Origin of the sequence: Mesorhizobium sp. M2A.F.Ca.ET.046.03.2.1, from assembly GCF_003952425.1 — a bacterium.
Classification (GTDB): domain Bacteria; phylum Pseudomonadota; class Alphaproteobacteria; order Rhizobiales; family Rhizobiaceae; genus Mesorhizobium.
This window is the reverse complement of record NZ_CP034449.1, coordinates 1,058,122-1,077,190: the sequence shown is the minus strand read 5'-3', so window position 1 is coordinate 1,077,190 and position 19,069 is coordinate 1,058,122. Positions and strand designations below refer to the sequence as shown.

17 protein-coding genes and 1 pseudogene are annotated in these 19,069 nt (G+C 62.3%); 14 read left to right on the top strand and 4 right to left on the bottom strand.

Annotation, left to right across the window (positions count from 1 at the left end; all coding sequences use genetic code 11):
- The first annotated feature begins 80 nt into the window (after positions 1-80).
- The 5 genes and pseudogenes from EJ072_RS05205 to EJ072_RS05185 all read left to right on the top strand — a co-directional run bounded on the left by EJ072_RS05205 (position 81) and on the right by EJ072_RS05185 (position 5,042).
- The gene (locus EJ072_RS05205) at positions 81-1,229 is read left to right on the top strand and encodes an HlyD family secretion protein (RefSeq protein ID WP_126078856.1); all 1,149 of its coding nucleotides are present in this window, start codon (positions 81-83) and stop codon (positions 1,227-1,229) included.
- 174 nt (positions 1,230-1,403) lie between these two features.
- Positions 1,404-2,933, top strand: a pseudogene (locus EJ072_RS05200) (MDR family MFS transporter); the annotation flags it as partial.
- A 1-nt stretch (position 2,934) separates the two neighbouring features.
- Positions 2,935-3,477 carry a carboxymuconolactone decarboxylase family protein gene (locus EJ072_RS05195; RefSeq protein WP_245467201.1) on the top strand — a complete coding sequence of 181 codons (543 nt, stop codon included), beginning with the start codon at positions 2,935-2,937 and terminating at the stop codon, positions 3,475-3,477.
- Positions 3,478-3,617: 140 nt separating this feature from the next.
- Positions 3,618-4,028, top strand: a complete 411-nt coding sequence (locus EJ072_RS05190) for a carboxymuconolactone decarboxylase family protein (RefSeq protein ID WP_126078854.1) — start codon at positions 3,618-3,620, stop codon at positions 4,026-4,028.
- A 168-nt stretch (positions 4,029-4,196) separates the two neighbouring features.
- The gene (locus EJ072_RS05185) at positions 4,197-5,042 is read left to right on the top strand and encodes an alanine--tRNA ligase-related protein (protein ID WP_126078853.1); all 846 of its coding nucleotides are present in this window, start codon (positions 4,197-4,199) and stop codon (positions 5,040-5,042) included.
- 290 nt (positions 5,043-5,332) lie between these two features.
- On the opposite strand, the gene EJ072_RS05180 is transcribed toward EJ072_RS05185, so the two are convergent.
- Positions 5,333-6,241: a LysR family transcriptional regulator gene (locus EJ072_RS05180; RefSeq protein WP_126078852.1), complete on the bottom strand. Its 909-nt coding sequence runs from the start codon at positions 6,239-6,241 to the stop codon at positions 5,333-5,335.
- Between the two features lie 674 nt (positions 6,242-6,915).
- Between EJ072_RS05180 and EJ072_RS05175 the strand changes: the two genes are divergently transcribed.
- Both EJ072_RS05175 and EJ072_RS05170 read left to right on the top strand, forming a co-directional pair.
- Positions 6,916-7,158 (top strand): hypothetical protein, encoded by a 243-nt coding sequence (locus EJ072_RS05175; RefSeq protein ID WP_126078851.1) that lies wholly within the window; start codon positions 6,916-6,918, stop codon positions 7,156-7,158.
- 41 nt (positions 7,159-7,199) lie between these two features.
- Positions 7,200-7,412: a hypothetical protein gene (locus EJ072_RS05170; protein ID WP_245467200.1), complete on the top strand. Its 213-nt coding sequence runs from the start codon at positions 7,200-7,202 to the stop codon at positions 7,410-7,412.
- Positions 7,413-7,995: 583 nt separating this feature from the next.
- Here the strand turns inward: EJ072_RS05170 and EJ072_RS05165 are convergent.
- Positions 7,996-9,024, bottom strand: a complete 1,029-nt coding sequence (locus EJ072_RS05165; protein ID WP_126078849.1) for an aldo/keto reductase — start codon at positions 9,022-9,024, stop codon at positions 7,996-7,998.
- Between the two features lie 167 nt (positions 9,025-9,191).
- Here EJ072_RS05165 and EJ072_RS05160 point away from each other — a divergent pair, with 167 nt between their 5' ends.
- From EJ072_RS05160 to kdgD, 4 genes are all read left to right on the top strand, one after another.
- Positions 9,192-10,265: a sugar ABC transporter substrate-binding protein gene (locus tag EJ072_RS05160; RefSeq protein WP_126078848.1), complete on the top strand. Its 1,074-nt coding sequence runs from the start codon at positions 9,192-9,194 to the stop codon at positions 10,263-10,265.
- 124 nt (positions 10,266-10,389) lie between these two features.
- Positions 10,390-11,463, top strand: coding sequence for an ABC transporter permease (locus EJ072_RS05155; protein ID WP_126078847.1), 1,074 nt, complete (start codon positions 10,390-10,392; stop codon positions 11,461-11,463).
- Complete coding sequence (locus EJ072_RS05150) at positions 11,460-12,287, top strand: ATP-binding cassette domain-containing protein (RefSeq protein WP_126078846.1); 828 nt, start codon at positions 11,460-11,462, stop codon at positions 12,285-12,287. Before EJ072_RS05155 ends, EJ072_RS05150 begins: the two co-directional genes overlap by 4 nt.
- Before the next feature lie 76 nt (positions 12,288-12,363).
- Entirely contained in the window at positions 12,364-13,296 is a 933-nt protein-coding gene (kdgD, locus tag EJ072_RS05145; protein ID WP_281061014.1) for a 5-dehydro-4-deoxyglucarate dehydratase, read from the top strand.
- Positions 13,297-13,313: 17 nt separating this feature from the next.
- On the opposite strand, the gene EJ072_RS05140 is transcribed toward kdgD, so the two are convergent.
- Positions 13,314-14,045 carry a FadR/GntR family transcriptional regulator gene (locus tag EJ072_RS05140; RefSeq protein ID WP_189343222.1) on the bottom strand — a complete coding sequence of 244 codons (732 nt, stop codon included), beginning with the start codon at positions 14,043-14,045 and terminating at the stop codon, positions 13,314-13,316.
- Positions 14,046-14,200: 155 nt separating this feature from the next.
- Between EJ072_RS05140 and EJ072_RS05135 the strand changes: the two genes are divergently transcribed.
- Positions 14,201-15,028, top strand: coding sequence for an NAD(P)-dependent oxidoreductase (locus tag EJ072_RS05135; protein ID WP_126078843.1), 828 nt, complete (start codon positions 14,201-14,203; stop codon positions 15,026-15,028).
- 1 nt (position 15,029) lies between these two features.
- Here the strand turns inward: EJ072_RS05135 and EJ072_RS05130 are convergent, their stop codons facing one another.
- Positions 15,030-16,622: a GMC family oxidoreductase N-terminal domain-containing protein gene (locus tag EJ072_RS05130; RefSeq protein WP_126078842.1), complete on the bottom strand. Its 1,593-nt coding sequence runs from the start codon at positions 16,620-16,622 to the stop codon at positions 15,030-15,032.
- 211 nt (positions 16,623-16,833) lie between these two features.
- Here EJ072_RS05130 and EJ072_RS05125 point away from each other — a divergent pair, with 211 nt between their 5' ends.
- The gene (locus tag EJ072_RS05125; protein ID WP_126078841.1) at positions 16,834-17,916 is read left to right on the top strand and encodes a sugar ABC transporter substrate-binding protein; all 1,083 of its coding nucleotides are present in this window, start codon (positions 16,834-16,836) and stop codon (positions 17,914-17,916) included.
- A 107-nt stretch (positions 17,917-18,023) separates the two neighbouring features.
- Entirely contained in the window at positions 18,024-19,064 is a 1,041-nt protein-coding gene (locus EJ072_RS05120; protein WP_245467196.1) for an ABC transporter permease, read from the top strand.
- The last annotated feature ends 5 nt before the right edge of the window (positions 19,065-19,069 follow it).

Genomic DNA, 19,069 nt, shown 5'->3' with positions numbered 1-19,069 from the left:
TCCGCTGATTATCACATCCATGGTGCTAACGCATACTCCTCGAGTGAGCCGGCCATGCTCCCGCCGAAAAGGAGATCGCGATGAACGTAACCGTCAATCCAGCCATCCTGGAGCTCGAGGCAGGGGAAGCGCCGCGGTCACGAGGACGGATCGTCAAGCGAGTTGCAATAGCGATGGGCCTGGTGACTGGCCTCGCCGCCGCGGCATCCTACGGTTATGACTACTGGACAGTTGGCCAGTACCTCGAATCGACCGACGATGCTTATGTGAAGGCCGACTATACGATCGTGGCTCCGAAGACCTCTGGCTACATCGCCCAGGTGCTCGTGGAGGACAACACGCGCGTCAGGGCAGGGCAGGTCCTCGCCCGCATCGATGATCGCGATGCCAGGGCCGCGCTAGACCAGGCGCAAGCCAACGTCGAAGCAGCGGAGGCAGCGCTGCGCAATCTGGACGCTCAAATCGCCCTGCAGAATTCGGTGATAGAACAGCAAAGGGCGAATGTCGCCGCGACGCAAGCGAAGCTCACTTTCGCGCGACAGGAGAACGATCGGTACAAGACCTTGCTGAGCAGCGGGTATGGCACCGGCCAGAGGGCACAGGAGGCTGTGGCTGCGCTCGGCGAGAACGAAGCCCAGTTGCAGCGCGATCGCGCCGCGCTGGCTGCGGCAGGCAAGGCGATCGACGTGCTCGCGAGCGAGCGCGGTAAGGCCTACGCAGAAGCGGATCGCAGCCGCGCAGCGCTGCGCCAGGCGCAGCTCAACCTCTCTTACACCGTGATCACCGCGCCGGTCGACGGCACAGTCGGGGCTCGCTCGCTTCGCGTGGGCCAGTACGTGCAGGCCGGAACCCAACTCATGGCTGTGGTTCCACTGGATGCGGTCTATGTCGTGGCGAATTTCAAAGAGACACAACTCGCCCATGTGCGCAGCGGACAGCCGGTCGAACTCGCAGTCGACGGCTTCCCCGGTGTGGCGCTCAGGGGGAAAGTCGACAGCCTGTCGCCAGCAAGCGGGCTCGAATTCGCCCTGCTGCCCCCCGATAACGCCACCGGCAACTTCACCAAGATAGTCCAACGTATTCCGGTGAAGATCGCGATCGAGGGCGGCGGGCTCGCCGGATTGCTTCGGGCCGGCATGTCGGTCGAACCGACTATCGACACGAAATCAGCCTTTCGCGCCGCACAGCGCGAATTGGACGGCGGTCGCCGGATCATCGTCAGCCGATGATCGGCACTGCTGAGCGGATCCCCCTCCCGTCAGCTCGCCGGCCGCCGTCCAACATCTTTGCCTGTTGGTTCCCTAGTACCAAGGAGTCCGACCGTGCCTGCAACTCTAACCACCCACTCCGCACGCGAAAAAACGCCGAGTCGAGCCCAGCTCGAGGGCCAGTCGGCATCTCTTAAATCCTGGGTCGCGGTCATCGGCTCGACGCTTGGAGCCTTCATGGCGGTAATCAATATCCAGATTGTCAATGCTTCGCTCGCCGACATTCAAGGCGCCATAGGCGCCGGTATCGACGATGGAGGCTGGATATCGACCGCCTATCTCGTCGCGGAAATTGTCGTCATTCCGCTCACCGGATGGCTGTCACGGGTCTGCTCGATCCGTATCTATCTGCTGGCCAACGCGATCTTGTTTCTTGCTTTTTCCGTCGCCTGCGCCTTCGCGCAAAACCTGCAGGAAATGATCGTCCTGCGAGCCTTTCAGGGCTTTTGCGGGGGCGTCCTGATCCCGGTTGCTTTCACCATCACCATAACTCTCCTGCCCAAGGCGAAGCAGCCGATCGGGTTCGCGCTGTTTGCGTTGTCGGCGACCTTTGCTCCGGCGATCGGACCGACGATCGGGGGTTATCTCACCGAGAACTGGGCTTGGCAGTACATCTTCTACGTCAATCTCGTTCCCGGTGCGCTTATGGTCGCCATGCTGTGGGGGTCCCTCGAAAGGACGCCAATGCAACTCTCGCTGCTGCGTCAGGGTGACTGGGCGGGGATCACCACAATGGCGATCGGGCTCGGGGCGTTGCAGACCGTGCTTGAGGAAGGAAACAAGGACGACTGGTTCGGCTCACCTTTCATCGTGCGGCTGTCGCTGATCGCCGCCGTCAGTCTTTCGCTCTTTCTGTGGATCGAGCTGAGAAGCGAAAGGCCCTTGCTCAACCTCAAGCTGCTCGCGCGTTGGAATTTCGGTTTCGCCATTCTGGCCAGCTTCCTGCTGGGAATAGCGCTTTACGGCGCGGTGTTCATCCTCCCCGTCTACCTTGCGCGCATCCAGGGCTATAATGCCGAGCAGATCGGCATGGTGCTGGCCTGGACGGGTTTGCCCCAATTGGTGCTGATCCCTCTGGTGCCCCGCCTGATGCAGCGTTTTGACCTGCGCATGATCGTCGCCATCGGCTTTGCGCTGTTTGCGGCGAGCAACTTCATGAACATCGAGATGACGGCGACCTACGCGTCCGACCAGCTTTTCTGGCCGAACACCGTGAGGGCCTTTGGTCAGGCCCTCGTCATGGTGCCGCTTTCCGCTATCGCTACCGCCGGGATCGAGCAGGAGAATGCAGGCTCCGCCTCAGCGCTCTTCAACATGATCCGAAATCTCGGCGGCGCCGCCGGCATAGCCATGCTCCAGACGTTTTTGACGAAACGCGAGCAATTCCACTCGAACGTGCTGGTTCAGTCGGTGTCGCTGTTCGAGCAAAGCACCCGCGCGCGCATCGACCGTTTGACTGGATATTTCCTGGTCCATGGCATCAGCGATCGCTCCGCCGCGACCCACCAGGCCATCGTCGCCATCGCAAGAGTTGTGCAGAAGCAGGCCTATATCATGGCGTTCAGCGACATGTTCTACCTGCTCGGGGCAGCCCTGGTGGCAGCACTCGGCGCCAGCCTGATGCTTCGGAAACCGGGCAAGATCGAGGGTGGCGGCGGTCACTGAGATGTCGAAAACCGGCATTGAGTGCCGACGACCCGGCGACCGGAGGATGAGAATCATGCAACAGGGATTTGACTTCCAGACGGCGGAGAGCGCTTTCGATGCTGTGAATGCGATCCGGACCTTGGAAGAGGCGGTCAAGAATTGCGGCTTCGAACAGAGCCTGATCGTGCTGGTGAAGATGCGTGCCTCCCAGATCAATGGCTGTGCCTGCCGCATCCATTCGCACATACGCAACGCCCGCTTGCATGGCGAGACGGAAGAGCGGCTTCGCGTGCTCCACGCCTGGCGTGATCCGGCAATGCCATTCAGGGCGCGCGAATGCGCCGCGCTCGCCTGGACGGAGGCTCTGACCGTGCTGTCCACGACGCACGTGACCGATGCCATCCACCAGCAAGCTCGGGAACAATTCGATCGCGACGAACTCGCCAAGCTGACCTTGCTCGTCGGCACGACCAATCTCTGGGATCGTCTCGCCATCGGCTTCCGATCGGTTCTCCATGCAGCCGGGGAGACGTGTTCCGACGCCTCAACGGGTTGCACATGAAGCGCCACGATCGTCCCTGTCGATGTGAGATACGCAGCGACGGTGAAAACAGCCCGCGCCAAGTCGTACATGAAGATCGGCATGGACCGAGTGGGCGATCATTGCCCAACTTTCTCTTCGAATGAAAAAGGAGACCAGCCATGATTTCCAACCCCGAACTACGCCAGCGCGGGCTGGCTTATTTCGAGCGGCTGTTCGGAGCCGGAGCCGGCGAGGCTCTTGTGCGCGACATGCAAGACCTTTGTCCGGACTTCACGGACATGTCTATAGAATGGGCCATTGGCGGCATCACCACCCGCCCCGGTCTCGATTACGTCACCCGTGAACTCGTGGTGATCGCTTCGTGCGTCACACACACCGTCACGCAATTGCGGGCGCATACTCAAGCCGCGCTCAGGGCGGGCGCAACCCGCGAGGAGATCGTCGAAGCGATCCTGCAACTTACTTTCTACGCCGGAGGGGCCGCGGTTCGAAATGCGCTGGTCCATGTGAAGGACATACTCAATGGCGCCGTCGATGATGCGGATGAACCGCAAGCTCTTCGCCCTTAAGCGTTCGCTCCATGGAGGTAATCGGCACCAGCGCTGCGAGAGCGGCGCTGTTGTTTTTCCAACCTGTTGTGCCAGCAAATAGAGAAGAAGCAAGAAAGGAGATAAGCATGCAATTCATAGTCCTGACCCGCCTCCGCTAAGGAGGTTGCCTATGTCACCGCGGGACGCCTGATCCGGCGATATCAAGACTTTTGCCTTTCAAAGGGCATCAATTTCACACGTTTTGAATCCGTACAGCCGCACGACGAAACCACGCTTTTCTGCAGCGCTGGAATGCAGCAGTACAAATCGTTCTTCTCGGATCCCTCCTACATTGGAACCGTCGCCAACAGCCAGGCATGCTTGCGCATGGGCGACCTCGACGAGATCGGAGACGGAACCCACTTTCTCAATTTCACCATGCTCGGCCTTTTCTCCTTCAGGGAGATGACCGTCGGCGAAGCAATAGATTTCTGGCTCGAGTTTCTGGAAACGCTCGGGCTGGTTCCAGATCACGCGACCATTCATCCGGACCGACTGACCGAATGGAGCCCGCTCTATCGCGGGCGCGTGCCGATTATCCCGGATTCGGAATGCACGTGGAGCGATGGCAGTATCAGTGGATACTGCACGGAGTTCCACAAGGGTGTGGTCGAGATCGGAAACATCGTCAATCCGCTCGGGACCTGCATCGACGCCGGCTTCGGCCTTGAGCGCCTCGACATGATCGTCAACGGCATCCCGGCTGACAACGCACTCACCACGTTGCGCGATACAGCGATGAAGGTGATTGAAAGCGGATATCGACCTGGCAACAAGGAGCAGGGATACGTTCTGCGAAAGCTGCTTCGCCGCATTTGCGTAATGGGCGGCATGCTGGATCACCCTTTCTTTGAGGAAGAGGTCGAACGCCAGAAGCGGCTTCGCGCCAAGTACGTGCGGCTTCGCGACCGGCATGCCGACAAGAGTCCGGAATGGTGGTTCGACACGCACGGTGTCGATGTCGCAGAAATGCGCCAATTGGATCGCGGGTGAAAAATTGAAAAGAGGCGGCTGTGCGATGATCTCCTTTTGACCCCCAAGGCCACCTTGTCGAGGGGCCGAGCCCCAATGGCGTCAAAAACGAATGTGGGGAACGATGGTAGCGGTAGACCGCTACATCGTAAGACCCACTATTGAGGGGGCGTTCTTTTGCTATCGTCGGCATGCAGGTCGAGGGCCGACAAAGGCCCGGACAGTGTCGCTGCGCACCCGTCGGGTGCGCATACATCCGCAACGCTTACCCCCACAGCCTTATCCAGTCATCAAGCTGAGTGGCAGGTGCCTCACGACACGTCATACTGCTGCGCCAGCGAGTCGGAAAGCTGGTCGGCGAAACGGGCAGCGGCCACCGGCAGGGTGCGGCCCTTGAGTTGGCCGACATAGAGCATGCCAGCGGGCACGTCGCGCGGGTCGAGCGGCCGGGAGATCATATCACCGGTCATCGTCTGGTGGGACAGGCCAATTGGGAAATGGAAGGTGATGATATCCTCCGAAATAGCGTGGTTGCGCAGGAATACGAAGCTGTCCGATTGAATTACCGGCTCCAGCTGCAGCGATGACGATTGCGCCCCGATGTCGAGCAGGTAGCGCACGCCGTAACTTGATGTGGGAAGCGCGATTGGATAGTCGAGGCAAGCGCGCAAGCGCACCGTCTCATGAGAAGCCAGCGGATGATCGGGCCGCATAACCGCATGCACCGGCTGGTGCACCCGCATCAGAGTCATGAAAGCAGCCAGCCGGGTTGGCTCGTAGACGATGGCGATGTCGGCCGTGTGATCGACCAAGGCACGCTCGGCCTCCTCCCGGTCGCGCAGGTGCACTCCGAAGGTCACATTCGGATGTTCCTTGCGGTAGAGTGAGATCTGCATCGGCAAATGGTAGGGCAACAGTGCCTGGCTGCAGGCGATCGCCACATGGCCACGCCGGGCGCCAGCAAGGTCTGCAATCTGCGATTTCACGTGCTCCATATCGGATAACTGGTTGCGCATGTGCTGCACTAGAAGTTCGCCGGCGCTGGACAATCGCACGCCGTGAGGCAGTCGCTCGAAAATCGCAACGCCGAGTTCGGCCTCCATCGCCAATATACGCCGGTTGAGCGCCGTCGAGGTTATGGCGAGCAATTCTGCGGCGGCGCGGATTGACCCGGTCTTGGCCACCACATCGATATAGTGAGCGGAGTTCAGGTAACGCATCGGCAGCCTCTGGCACCACCGCTGCAATTCTTGCAGCAGGCTGAACAAAACATAGCACAAGACAGCAGCACCGTCATCGACATAATTAAGCCCTGTCGATATATGAGTGAAGAAGTATCTTCAAGCGACATCGATCATTCAGAACTGATAGAAGGTGGAGCAGTGGATTTGTTCCAGATCATACAGTAACATTTAACCAAAATGAACAACTATGCGCTACACATCAATTGTAAGACTGGCCTCTCTCGGCCTTGTTGCCCTGCAAATGTATCGCGATTGCTTCTGAACAATGCGGCGACGTGACCGCGTCATCGCGACTACCAGATTATGCTAGACAATGTACTGTGGCCTCCAAGGTTAGCATCGATGAAAGTGCCTAGCGGATGTCGGCGAGCATAAAAGCCGCGGCTCTTCGCAGCGGAAATAACGATTCGCTAAGTAAAGAGAAACCCGAAACTTGAAATCGCTTGTGCGGAATTCTCGTTGGGCGTGAGTGCGCGGGTCGCGCGTACGCGAGTCGAAAGTACCATCACTTTTTCGCCCGCCGACCGCTGCCGCCTTCTAGCTAGTCATGGCACAAGGTTCTTGAACAGATCTTGGTTACGTCAAATGTCATGTTTCTATTTCTGGAGAAGCGAACCGTAGATGCCACTTCAACCTGAAGGAACCACTAGATGACGTCGACAACTTCTTCCAGACTTACCTTCCTTGTATTCGCCGCCGGATGTATCGCATTGGCTTTACTCTTCCGCTACGCACCGGCTGGGGATTTTCCCTCGAAATATGCCAGGACCGCCCCGGGGACGCTGGGCGCGCAACCGACGCGCATAGACATGGACAACGAGGCGCACGCGATCCGCTTCTACATCGACGGCAACCAAGTCGCCGTGCTCGACGCGACTGGTTTCAAGCCATGAGGCCACAGAGCCAGAAGAGCAAAACCGTCAGGAAATTCGTCATGTCAGGGCTGTTCGTCGTGCTTGCCCTGTCGCAGACGGCGGAGGCCCAGAAGAAGGTCCCGGTGACGCAGGAAGTTGCCGCCAAGGCCGAGCGGGCCAAGCCGCCGCTGGACAACATGGCCACAGGCGGGGTCAAGCCCGCGGCGCAGGCAAATGTGTCGGCCACCGACGGGTCGCAGTATCCGCCGGCACTGTATTTCAATTTCCAGTAGGTCGTTGCTTATCGGGGGAAGTGGCAGAACGGCGGCGACATCCTCCTGATCATCAAGGACATTGCGCCGCATCGGCTCGTGTGAGGCGAGCGGCGTTATGCCGCCGCTGCGAGAGCGGCGAACGTCTATAGCTGCTAGGAAGGCGCGTGCCTCATCTTCCACCGGACGGTTGCTCAGGGGTTGCGGGTCCCGCAACCAATTTTATCATAAATCAATAGCCGTCCCGGTCTAACCGGGACGGCTAACGCGTTGGAAGGGCACGCCATCGTCGCTGCGAGCCATAGGGCGCATCACTGCGCCGGGAAGTTGCGCGAAACGGGAGCGCCCGCAAGTTAGCGCGCCTAAGCGTGGTATTACCGCGCCCTCAACGGGAAGCCATCATTGTTGAAGGTTACCAGTTGCTGGCAAAAGAGAGGCGCCAAGCCGTGATGTAGGAAATGACAGCTTTGCGCCTATTGAAGCCCATGCGCACCGCATCGACCTCCGCCGAAAGCGGTCATTCGATCCGCAGGCGGAAATCGACGGTTCCGCACTCCATTTGAGATGTACAACCGGACGATGAATGCGCATCAACCCTCGTCGGTCATGGGAGGGGGGCGCCCTGCGCAATCAATCCGCTGTCTCTGAGGTCGGTCCACAAACTGGATGGGATGTCCTCGCGCAGATAGGCAAGGTTCTGCTTGAGCTCGTCCGCCGACCGGGCGCCGGGAATGACGCTCGACACCAACGGATGGCCGAGTGGGAACTGCAGCGCCGCCGCCGGCAACGAAACCTTATGGCGGGCGCAGATCGCCTCGATCCGACGCACCCGCTCCAGCACCGGTTCGGGCGCCGGCCGGGTGTTGAAGGTCGCGCCCTTGACCGCCCCCGTCGCCAGGATGCCCGAATTGTAAGGACCGCCTATGATGATCCTGGTGCCGCGCTGCTCGCAGAGCGGCAGCAAAGTCGCCAGCGGCTCCTGCTCGAGCAGCGTGTAGCGGCCGGCGAGCAGGAAATAGTCGAATTCTCCTGCAACAACGAAATCAGACAGCATCTGCCACTGGTTGATGCCAACGCCGACCGCCTTGATGACGCCCTGCGACCGTAGCTCGTCGAGCGCGGGATAGGCGCCGTCCATGGCCTCGCGAAAACGGCTCCTGGCGTAGGGGTCCTCGCCGGGGCCGAAATGGATTGCCTCGTCCGGATCGTGGATCGAGACCATGTCGACATAGTCGGTGCCCAGCCGCTTCAGCGTGCCTTCGAGCGAACGCATCACGGCATCGCGCGAATAGTCGAACTCGGCGCGGAAGGAGCCCGGCTGGTCCCACAGCGCAGGCTTCAGCTTCTCGGGCGGGATCGGCACGAGGTCGTAGCCGATCTTGGATGAGATGACGATGTCGGCGCGGGGTAGCGATTGGATCGCAAGGCCCAACCGCGTCTCGCTGACGCCGAAGCCGTAGACAGGGGCGGTGTCGAAATAACGGATGCCGCTGTCATAGGCTGCGTGCACGGTGTTGACCGCGGCATCTGTATCGACGGCGCGATACATGTTGCCGAGCCCCGTGCCGCCGAGTCCGATCGTCGTCACCTCGAGCCCGTTCTTCGCAACAGTCCTGAACTCGATTTCAGCCATCTTTGCTTCCCTTGATCCCTGTTTTTGTCCGAGCCGGCTTGCCGCGGCGATATCGCCCGAGAGCCCGCCATCGATCCGCGTCGAAAGGCCATTGACACCTAACTTATCATATAACAATGTAACCACATGACACACAAGCGGGTAAGCCCGCAAAAAGGGAGGAAGCGGTGAACGACGAAACGAAGAACCACATGGACTTGGGGAACGCCGCGATGAGCCGGCGCGGCGCCTTCGCGCTGGCCGGCAAGCTCGGCATCGGCGCCGCCGGCCTTGCCGGCGGACTGGCGGGCATCAGCGCGGCAAAAGCAGCTGATTCATCGGCTGGCCTGCCGAAGAAGCCCTACAAATTCCATTTCGTCTGCCATGTGACGCTGGACCAGTTCTTCACGCCGACTGTCTATGGCATCCAGGACGCCTGCGCCGCCTTCGGCTGCAGCTACCAGTGGACGGGTTCGCAGAAGAACGTCGTCTCCGAAATGGTCAGCGCCATGCAGACGGCGATCGCGCAGAAATCAGACGGCATCGCGGTGTGCCTGGTCGATCCGACGGCTTTCGACGCCGCCACCGAAATGGCGGCTCAGGCCGGCATCCCAGTGGTCGCCTTCAATGCCGACGTGCCTGTCGGCAGTCCGAACAAGCGGCTTTCCTATGTCGGCCAGCCGCTCTATCAGTCGGGCTACAACTCGGCGCTGAAATGGCTGAAGCTGATCCCCAAAGGCGGCCACGTCATGCTGTCGATCGGCGTGCCTGGCTCGCTCAACACTCAGCCGCGCCTCGACGGCTATATCCAGGCGATCAAGGACTCCAACAGCGGCGTCACTTACGACGTCGTCAACACCGGCCCGGATCCGGCAACGGAAATCTCGCGCGTCGAGAGCTATTATCTCAGCCACAAGAACGTGAACGGCATGTTCGGCACCGGCGGTTCGGACACCTATGCCTGCGGCTTTATCTCCAACAAATACGGCCTGGTGAAGGGCGGCGGCGCGGTCGCCGGCTTCGACCTGTTTCCGCAGACGCTGGACTTCATCAAGTCAGGCGACGTCAACTTCACCACCGACCAGCAGGCCTATCTGCAGGGCTTCCTGCCGGTGCAGCAGATGTATCTCTACAAGCTCTCCGGCGGTCTCGTCGGCCCGGCCAACAGCGACACCAGCCAGGCCTATGTGACCAAGGACAATGTCGACGCCTATGTCGGCAAGACGCGCTTCGAGGGCCGCAGCGATGCCGAGCCGACCTGAGCCCTAACGGCTCTCTGCCACCGCCCTCGCCATCTCATCTCGCGATGGGGCGGCGACGGCATCGGCCGCGGATGCATAGCCCGCTACCGATGAACTTGCCTCGCATCGAACCAGGAAGACAAGCTTGCCGCCCACCGCAATACAGCCAGCGAAGAAGAACGCCGTTGGCGTCAAGGTCCCCCGGACAATGCGGGAGCAGCTGCTCATCCTGTTGTCGCGCTACCGCGAGGCCAGCATCGCCGTCGTCGCCATCGTGCTGGTGATCTATTTCCAGCTCGGCAGCGACGGAGGTTTCCTGTCGCCCTCGTTCATGAGCGTGGTGCTGCGCGACACCGGCCGGCTGGGCTTGATCGCCACGGCCGAAGTCATGCTGATGATCACCGGCGAGATCGACCTGTCGCTCAGCGCCATCTTCTCCATCGCGCCCTACATCATGGCGCTGCTGTCGGTGACCTACGGGGTGCCTTTGGCCGTCGGTGCGGTGATCGGTGTGCTGATCGGCATCCTCGTCGGTGCCATCAACGGCATCGTCACAGTGCGCTTCAAGGTGCCGTCCCTGATCACCACCGTCGGAACACTGTTCTTCCTGCAAGGCATCGTGGTGTCGATCTACAACAGCCAGCCGATCGTGGCGCCGGTCGAGCAGCCTTTCAACGCGATCTTCGGCCAGAGCCTCTACCAGCCGACGGATGCGCTTTTGTCCTGGCACGGCGTCACCGCTTTCACACCCTTCCTGTGGGCGGTGCTGGTCGTGCTGGTGCTGGCCCTGGTGCTCAATCGCACCACCTTCGGCCTGCACACGATTGCGACCGGAAGCAACATCATCGGCGCGCGCGAGATCGGCGTGCGCACCGACCGCATGAAGATCTATAATTTCATGATCGCCGGCGGCTGCGCCGCCTTTGCCGGCATCATCAACACGGCGCAATTCACCTCGGCCGACCCGCAGGCCGGCAGTCCCTTCCTGACGTTGCAGGCGATCGCGGCGGCGGTCATCGGCGGCACGTCGCTGCTGGGCGGCTCGGGCACCGTGATCGGCGCGCTGATCGGCGCCTTCGTTGTCGCCTCGCTCAACAACGGGCTGGTCATGATCGGCGCCCAGGCGACCGTCTCCGACATCTATCTCGGCGCGGCAATCATCGCCGCCATGATCCTCTCTATCCAGGTCGACCGCCTGCGCACGCGGAGGCGCGTATGAACACGCAAACTATTCCGCCGCTGGCGCCCGATGCGCCTGTCGTGCTGGAGATGACCAACATCTCCAAGAGTTTTGGCGCCGTCACCGCGCTGGTCGACGTCTCGATCAGGCTGCGCCAGGGCGAAGTGCTGTCCCTGGTCGGCGACAACGGCGCCGGCAAGTCGACCCTGATCAAGATCCTGTCCGGCTTCCACCAGCCCGATACCGGCACGATCGTCTCACAAGGCAAGGAGATGCGTTTCGCCTCGCCACGCGACGCCCGCGCGCATGGCATCGAGACCGTCTATCAGGACCTGGCGCTGATCGGTGACCTCAGCGTCTTCCACAACATGTTCCTGGGACGCGAGTACCACAAGCGCGTACTCGGACTGAACCTGCTCGACAACAGGAAGATGCGCGAGCAGGCGCGGCTCTATCTCGACACGCTGGGCATCTCGATCCCCTCGGTCAACAGCACCGTCGACCTTCTGTCCGGCGGCCAGCGCCAGTGCATCGCGGTGGCCCGCTCGATCTATTCGTCGCCCAAAATCCTGGTTCTCGACGAGCCGCTGGCCGCGCTCGGCGTGCGCGAGAGCGCGCATGTGCTGGGTCTCATCCAGAACCTGCGCCAGCAGCGCCAGGTCTCGGTGATCCTGATCGTGCACAACTACAACCAGATTTTCGAGGTCTGCGACCGCATCAACTTCCTGCATTCGGGCGAGATCGCGCTCGACGCCTCGACAGCCGATACCAGCGAGGAGGAGTTGATCCGTATCGTCAAGTCGGGCCTCGGCCGCAAGGCGATCGACGCCGCCGCGGCGCAAGTGCGGCCCGGCCCCGCATGAAGCCGCGATAGTCACCGCCAGAACAATCCCAGCCGGCTCGACACCCATCCGCCGGCCCTTGCATGGAGCACACCCTTTGACCTTCTCTCCGACCGAACTGATGAAATCCCTTGGCCGCGGACTGCTGTCCTTTCCGCTGACGTTCTTCGACCGGAACGGCGCCTTCAACGAAGACGGCTATCGCGCCCATGTCGCCGCTCAGGGCGCCGCCGGAGCGAGCGGGCTTTTTGCCGCCGGCGGCACCGGCGAGTTCTTTTCGCTGACGCTCGAGGAGTACAAACGCGTCGTGCGCTCGGCCTCGCACGCAGTGCCCAAGACCCTGCCGCTGCTCGCCGGCGTCGGCTATGGCACGCATATGGCGGTGGAGTTCGCCAAGGCGGCCGAGGCCAATGGCGCCGATGGCCTGCTGGTGCTGCCGCCTTATCTGGTCAAGTCCGAGCAGGAGGGCCTGCGCCGCCATCTCACCGCCATCTGCCGCGCGGTCGGCATCGGCGTGATCGCCTACAACCGCGACAATGCCATTCTGACGCCCGAGACGCTCGAGCGCGTGGCGCAGGATTGCCCTAACTTGATCGGCTTCAAGGACGGCTTCGGCGACATCGAGCTGCTCACCGCCACGCGCTATCGCATGGGCGACCGGCTGGTCTTTATCGGCGGCATGCCGACGGCCGAGGTCCATGCCAGCGCGGCGGCGGCGATCGGCATGACAACCTATTCCTCGGCCATCTACAATTTCGCGCCCGAGGTCGCGCTGCGTTTCTTCAACGCCTTGCGGGCAGGCCACAAGGCCGAGGTCGACGATCTCATCCGCTCGTTCTTTCTGCCCTATCTCGCCATCCGCAACCGGCGCGCCGGTTATGCCGTGTCGATCGTCAAGGCGGGCGCGCGCATTGCCGGCATCGACTGCGGACCGGTCCGCTCGCCGCTGCTCGACCTGACAGCGGATGAGGAACGCCAGCTCGCCGCCCTTATGCAGGTCTGCAAGATGCCGGTGGCCGAGATGGCTTAGGTCCCATGGATCCTGTGTTACCGCCTTGCCGGACCGTCGACCATGCGGCGATAGCGCTCGCGGCCAGCTTCCAGATGCTCGCGCAAGGTGAAGCGGGCGGCTTCGACATTCTGCCGCTCGATCGCCTGGTAGATGCGGCGGTGCTCCGTCTGGACCTGCTCCAGATACAGCCGCCGCTGCTCAGGCGTTTCGTCGCGCGGGCGCATCAGCTGGCGCGGAATGATGACGGGTCCGAGGAAATGCATGAAGCGTTCGAAATAGGGGTTGCCGGTTGCGGATGCGATCGCCCGGTGGAAGGCGAAATCCGGCTCGATGGCGCTCTCGCCGGCCGCGATCGAAGCGTCGATAGCATCGAGGCAGTTGCGCATGCGGGCAAGGTCGTCGTCACTGCGTTTCTCGGCGGCGATGCCGGCGGCTTCCTGCTCCACCGCAAGCCGAAGCTGCAGCACGTTCTGGACTTCGGTCAGCGAGGTGAGCTCGTCGGAGATGATGCGGAAGGTGGTGGCGGCCTGATGATCCGCGACGAACACGCCCGCCCCCTGGCGGCTGACAACAAGCCCTTCCGAGCGCAGCGAGGCCATGGCTTCCCGGATTACCGTGCGGCTGACGCCGAATTGCGCGATAAGCTCCTGCTCCGTCGGCAGTTTTTCGCCGCTGGTCAAGTGACCGGCACGTATTTCTCGCGCAAACCAGTCGGCAACCTGGGCCGTGCGACTGATCTGCGGGGGAAGGCCAAAGGAACGTCTCATCGTCTTAAAGCAATAACCGAACCGCGTTTGTAGGCAAGCCATAATTTGTCTGGTGATATGATGATATTTGCACCGGTCGTGCCGCAGGCGATCTTTGCTCGCCTTAGCTGGCGCGAACTAACACCCGGGCGGCGGCCAAGAAAGGGGAGGGGCTGATGGTTCCTACCAAACCTGTGTTGTTGACCGGAGCTTCCGGCACGATCGGGCGGCTGCTTTCAACGAGATTGGCAGCCATGGGCTGGACCTTGCGGCTAACCGATATCGCGCCCTTGCCGATCCCGCTGCCGGACAGAGCGAGTTTCAGGACAGCCGATCTCGAGGACCAGAAGGCGGTGAACGAACTGGCCAAGGGCTGTGGGCTGATCCTGCATTTCGGCGGCATCTCCACCGAGCAATCCTTCGAGACCGTGCTCGGCCCGAATTTCCGGGGCGCCTATCATGTCTACGAAGTGGCGCGCCGGGAGAAAGCGCGCGTCGTGTTTCCGTCCTCCGTTCATGCGGTCGGCCTCTACGAACGCACGCAGATCCTCGACCAGGATTGCCTCTTGCGGCCCGACGGCTACTACGGCCTTTCGAAAGCCTATGGCGAGATGCTGGCGCGGCTCTATTTCGACAAGCATGCCGTCGAAAGCGTGCTGATCCGAATCGGTTCCGTGCTGCCGGAAGTGCCCGACGAGCGGATCCTCTCGACCTGGATCTCGCATGACGACTTCGTGCGCCTGATCGAGCGCTGTGCTGCGGCGGAGCGCGTCGATTGCTCGGTCATCTGGGGCCAGTCCAACAATAGCCGCGGCTTCTGGCGAAAGGATGCAAGGCTTAAGCTCGGCTGGACGCCGCAGGACAGTTCCGACGGCCAGGCCGAGCGTGTGCGCGGCAACGTGACCGACAACCCGGTGGTCGAGCGCTACCAGGGCGGCAAGTTCATCGTCGTCGACTACAGCCGCGCGGATTTTCCGCCACGCGAGATGTTCGAGGACGAGTGAGCTATGCCGCTGGTGTCTTGCCGATGGTCATATCCGCCGCCTTCTCGGCGATCATGATCACCGCTGCGTTGGTGTTGGAAGAGACGATGCGCGGTATCACAGAGCTGTCGCAGACGCGCAGGCCGGCAAGACCGCGCACACGAAGCTCGGGATCGACGACGCTCTCGGCATCGCCGCCCATGCGGCAGGTGCCGACCGGATGGTAGGCGCTGCGCCCATGCTCACGGGCAAAGGCTTCGAGCGCCGCGCGTCCTTGCGTGGCCGCTCCAGGCAGATACTCGCGGCTGATGTATTTGGCGAAGGCCGGCTGAGAGAGAATCTCGCGGCTGATCTCGATGCCGTCGATGGCGCGCTCGAGGTCGTAGCGCTCGGCAAAGGGATTGGGATCGATGACCGGCGCATCGCGCAAATCCGCCGAGCGCAGCGTGACGCTGCCGCGCGAACGCGGCCGCACATGGTAAGAATTCAGCGTGCAGCCATTGCCGCCGGGGACCGAGCCGATGCCTTCCTCGACGCCGGCGCCGGGCAGGAAATGGAACTGGATGTCCGGCGTCTTCTCGGAGCGGTCACCCCACCAGAAACCGCCGGCCTCGACGATGTTGGAAGCCACCGGTCCCTTGCCGAACAGCGCGTATTCGAGACCGGCAATGGCCTGCCAGCGCTTCTTCTTGTAGCGGTCGATGCTGTGCGGCCCGTTGAGTTCGGCGACGACGTCGACGTCCATGTGGTCGTGCAGGTTCTGGCCGACGCCGGCGAGGTCATGCACCACCTTGATGCCATGCTGGCCGAGATGCGCGGCCGGGCCGATGCCGGACAGCATCAGGAGTTTCGGCGAGCCTATGGCGCCGGCGGTGACGATCACCTCGCGCTCGGCGCGCATGAGCTCGGTGCGACCGTTGGCGACGATCTCGACGCCAATGGCGCGTCCGTTCTCGACGACGACGCGGCTGACCGTGGCGTCGGTGCGCAGCGTCAGATTCCTGCGGCCGATCGCGGGCTTGAGATAGGTGACCGCGGTGCTCGAGCGTTTGCCGTTGCGCGTCGTGGTCTGGTAGAAGCCGGCGCCTTCCTGCTCGCCGGCATTGAAGTCGGCGCGGAAGGGCAGGCCGGCCTGCTGCGCCGCCTTGACGAAGATCCGAGTCAGCGGGTGCGGCGCCCCGCTGGAAACCCCCAGCGGACCCTCGATGCCGTGCTGCGGACCGGCAAAGGTGTCGTTGCCCTCGGACCGGACGAAGTAGGGCAGCACATCGGCGTAGCTCCATCCCGCGCAGCCGAAGTCAGTCGCCCAGTCGTCATAGTCCTGCGGGCAGCCCCGCGTGAACACCTGAGCGTTGATCGAGGAGCCGCCGCCCAGCACGCGTGCCTGCGGATAGACCATGACGCGGCCGTCGATCTCCTTGCCGGGCGCGGTGTCATAGCCCCAGATCAGCGGTCCCGACGTCATCTTGAAGAAGCCGACCGGCATATGGATGTAGCGGTCCGTGTCGGGCGGACCGGCCTCGAGCAGAACCACCGACAGGTCGGGGTCCTCGCTCAGCCTGGCGGCAAGAACGCAGCCGGCCGAGCCGCCGCCAACGATGATATAATCCGCCATTCTCGCTCCCTTGCCGAGGCGAAGTCAATGCCTCGCTCTTCGTGCGCGGGACGATCTCAAGTCGCTTGTGCCGCGTCAAGAGAAAGAGTATGGTTGCCGTGTTGAAGGGTTGTCATACAAGTAGAGGAGATCGACGACCCTCGCTGGAGGACCCGGCCGCGCTTCCTGCGCAAGCGCCGGGCGGGAAACAAATTCAATCGGGAGGTTCGAAATGAAGGACAGCAATGGTCTTGTTTTTTCCGGCAGGGTCAGCCGCCGGACGCTGATGGTGGGCGCCGCCGCCGGCGCGGTGACGCTGGCGATGCCGAACATATTGCGCGCGGCCGACAAGCCGACGCTGGTGACGTCGATCCGCTCGTTGTCCAATCCCTATCACGCGGTGTGGAAGACCGGCGCCGAGGCCTATGCCAAATGGGCCGGGCTGGAGCATGTCACGCTGGTTTCGGAAGGCAACAGCGAGAAGGGCATCGCCGACATCAAGGCGATGCTGGCCAAGACCAACGGCAACATGGTGCTCAATTCCGACCCCAACGACACGCCTGACGCGCGCCCCATCGTCGAAGCCTGCGCCAAGGCCGGCGCCTATGTGGTGACGCAGTGGAACAAGCCGGCGGACCTGCATCCAAAAGACTTCAACCCGAACTATGTCTCGCATATCGAGTTCGACGGCATCGCCAGCGGCAAGACCATCGCCGAGATCCTGTTCAAGACGATGGGCGGCAAGGGCGGCATCGTCGCGCTCGGCGGCCTGATCTCGACCACGGCCGCGATCGAGCGCAAGAAGGGCCTCGATGCGGCGCTTGCCGCCAATCCCGACATCAAGCTGCTCGACTTCCAGGTCGCAAACTGGAAATCGACCGAGGCCTTCGACCTGATGGGCAATCTGCTGACCCGCTTCGGCGACGACATCAAGGGCATCTGGGCCGCCAATGACGACATGGGCTCCGGCGCGCTCGAAGCGCTGCGCGCCGAGAACCTCGCCGGCAAGGTGCCGATCGTCGGCGTCGACGGCATCAAGACGGCAGTTGACGCGGTGCGCACAGGCGAGTTCGCCTGCACGGTCACCTCGGATCCGTTCTGGCAGGGCGGCATGGGGCTTGCGATCGGCTACAACGCCAAGATCGGCAAGTTCGATCCGGCCAAGGAGCCGCCGGAGCACCGCGAATTCTACGGCAAGGCGGTGCTGATCTCGCACGACAATGTCGAGGAATATTACAAGACCAATGTCGAGTCGAAGCCCGAGATTGACTGGAACGATCTGTGGGGCCGGGTGACCGGAGCGATCCGCGCCTGACCCGTTGGGGCGGGCCGGCTTCTCCCTGGCAGCGGCCCGCTCCCTTTTTGCCGGCGTCTTGCGCCCGTGGCCACGACGCCTGTCACCAGCAGACGGGAAGCGGTTTCTTGACAATCCAGACAGAACCCCTGAAGTCCGTTTCGGACATCGAGCGGACGACGCTTATGACATTCCTCCCCGGCCGCATCGCCAGCATGCTCGGCGGCAGGCGCTGGCGCAGGCTCGCGCCGCTGGCGGTGCTGGTCGTGCTGTGCATTCTGATCACCATCGCCAATCCCAATTTCATCGAGCTGCGCAATCTGGTGCGACTGGCGAACTCCGCCGCCGTGCCGCTGACACTGGCGATGGGGCTGACCTTCATCATCCTGATGGGCAGCATCGACCTTTCGGTCGAGGGCACGCTGTCGGTGGCGGCGATGGTGGTGGTGCTACTGGCCGCCAATGACAGCAACGGCAACGATTATGGCTGGTGGGCGGTGCTGGCGGCGGTCGCCGCGGGCACGATCATGGGGCTGATCAGCGGCCTCGTGCAGACGATGCTGCGCATCCCATCCTTCATGGCGACGCTCGGCATGTGGTTCATCGGGCTCGGCCTGTCGGTCTACATGCTGGGCGGCTCGGCCATCCGCCTCAATGACGCTTCGATCCGCGACCTCGCCTTGCATCGTTTCCTCGGACTGCCGCTGGCGGTTTGGGTCGCCATCGGCGCGTTCGCCCTTGCCGCCATTATCCAATATTACACAAGGCTCGGCCGCCACATATTGGCCATCGGCGGCGACGAGGACGTGACCAAGCTCTCTGGCGTCAACGTCACGCGCGTGCGCATCGCGGCCTTCGCGCTGGCGGGTTTCTTCTTCGGCATTGCAGGCGTGCTCGCCGCGGCCCAGCTCGGCCAGTCGCATGCCGTCATCGGCGACGGCAGGCTGTTTGCCGCGGTCACGGCCGTGGTCGTCGGCGGCACGGCGCTGACCGGCGGCGAGGGTGGCGTCGTCAATACGCTGATCGGCGTGCTGATCGTCACCGTTTTGGCCAACGGCATGATCCTGCTCGGCATCTCGCCCTATATCCAGCAGACGGTGCAGGGCCTGATGATCATCGCCGCCGTGGCGCTGTCGCTCGACCGCGTTCGGCTCAAGATCGTGAAGTGACCGCC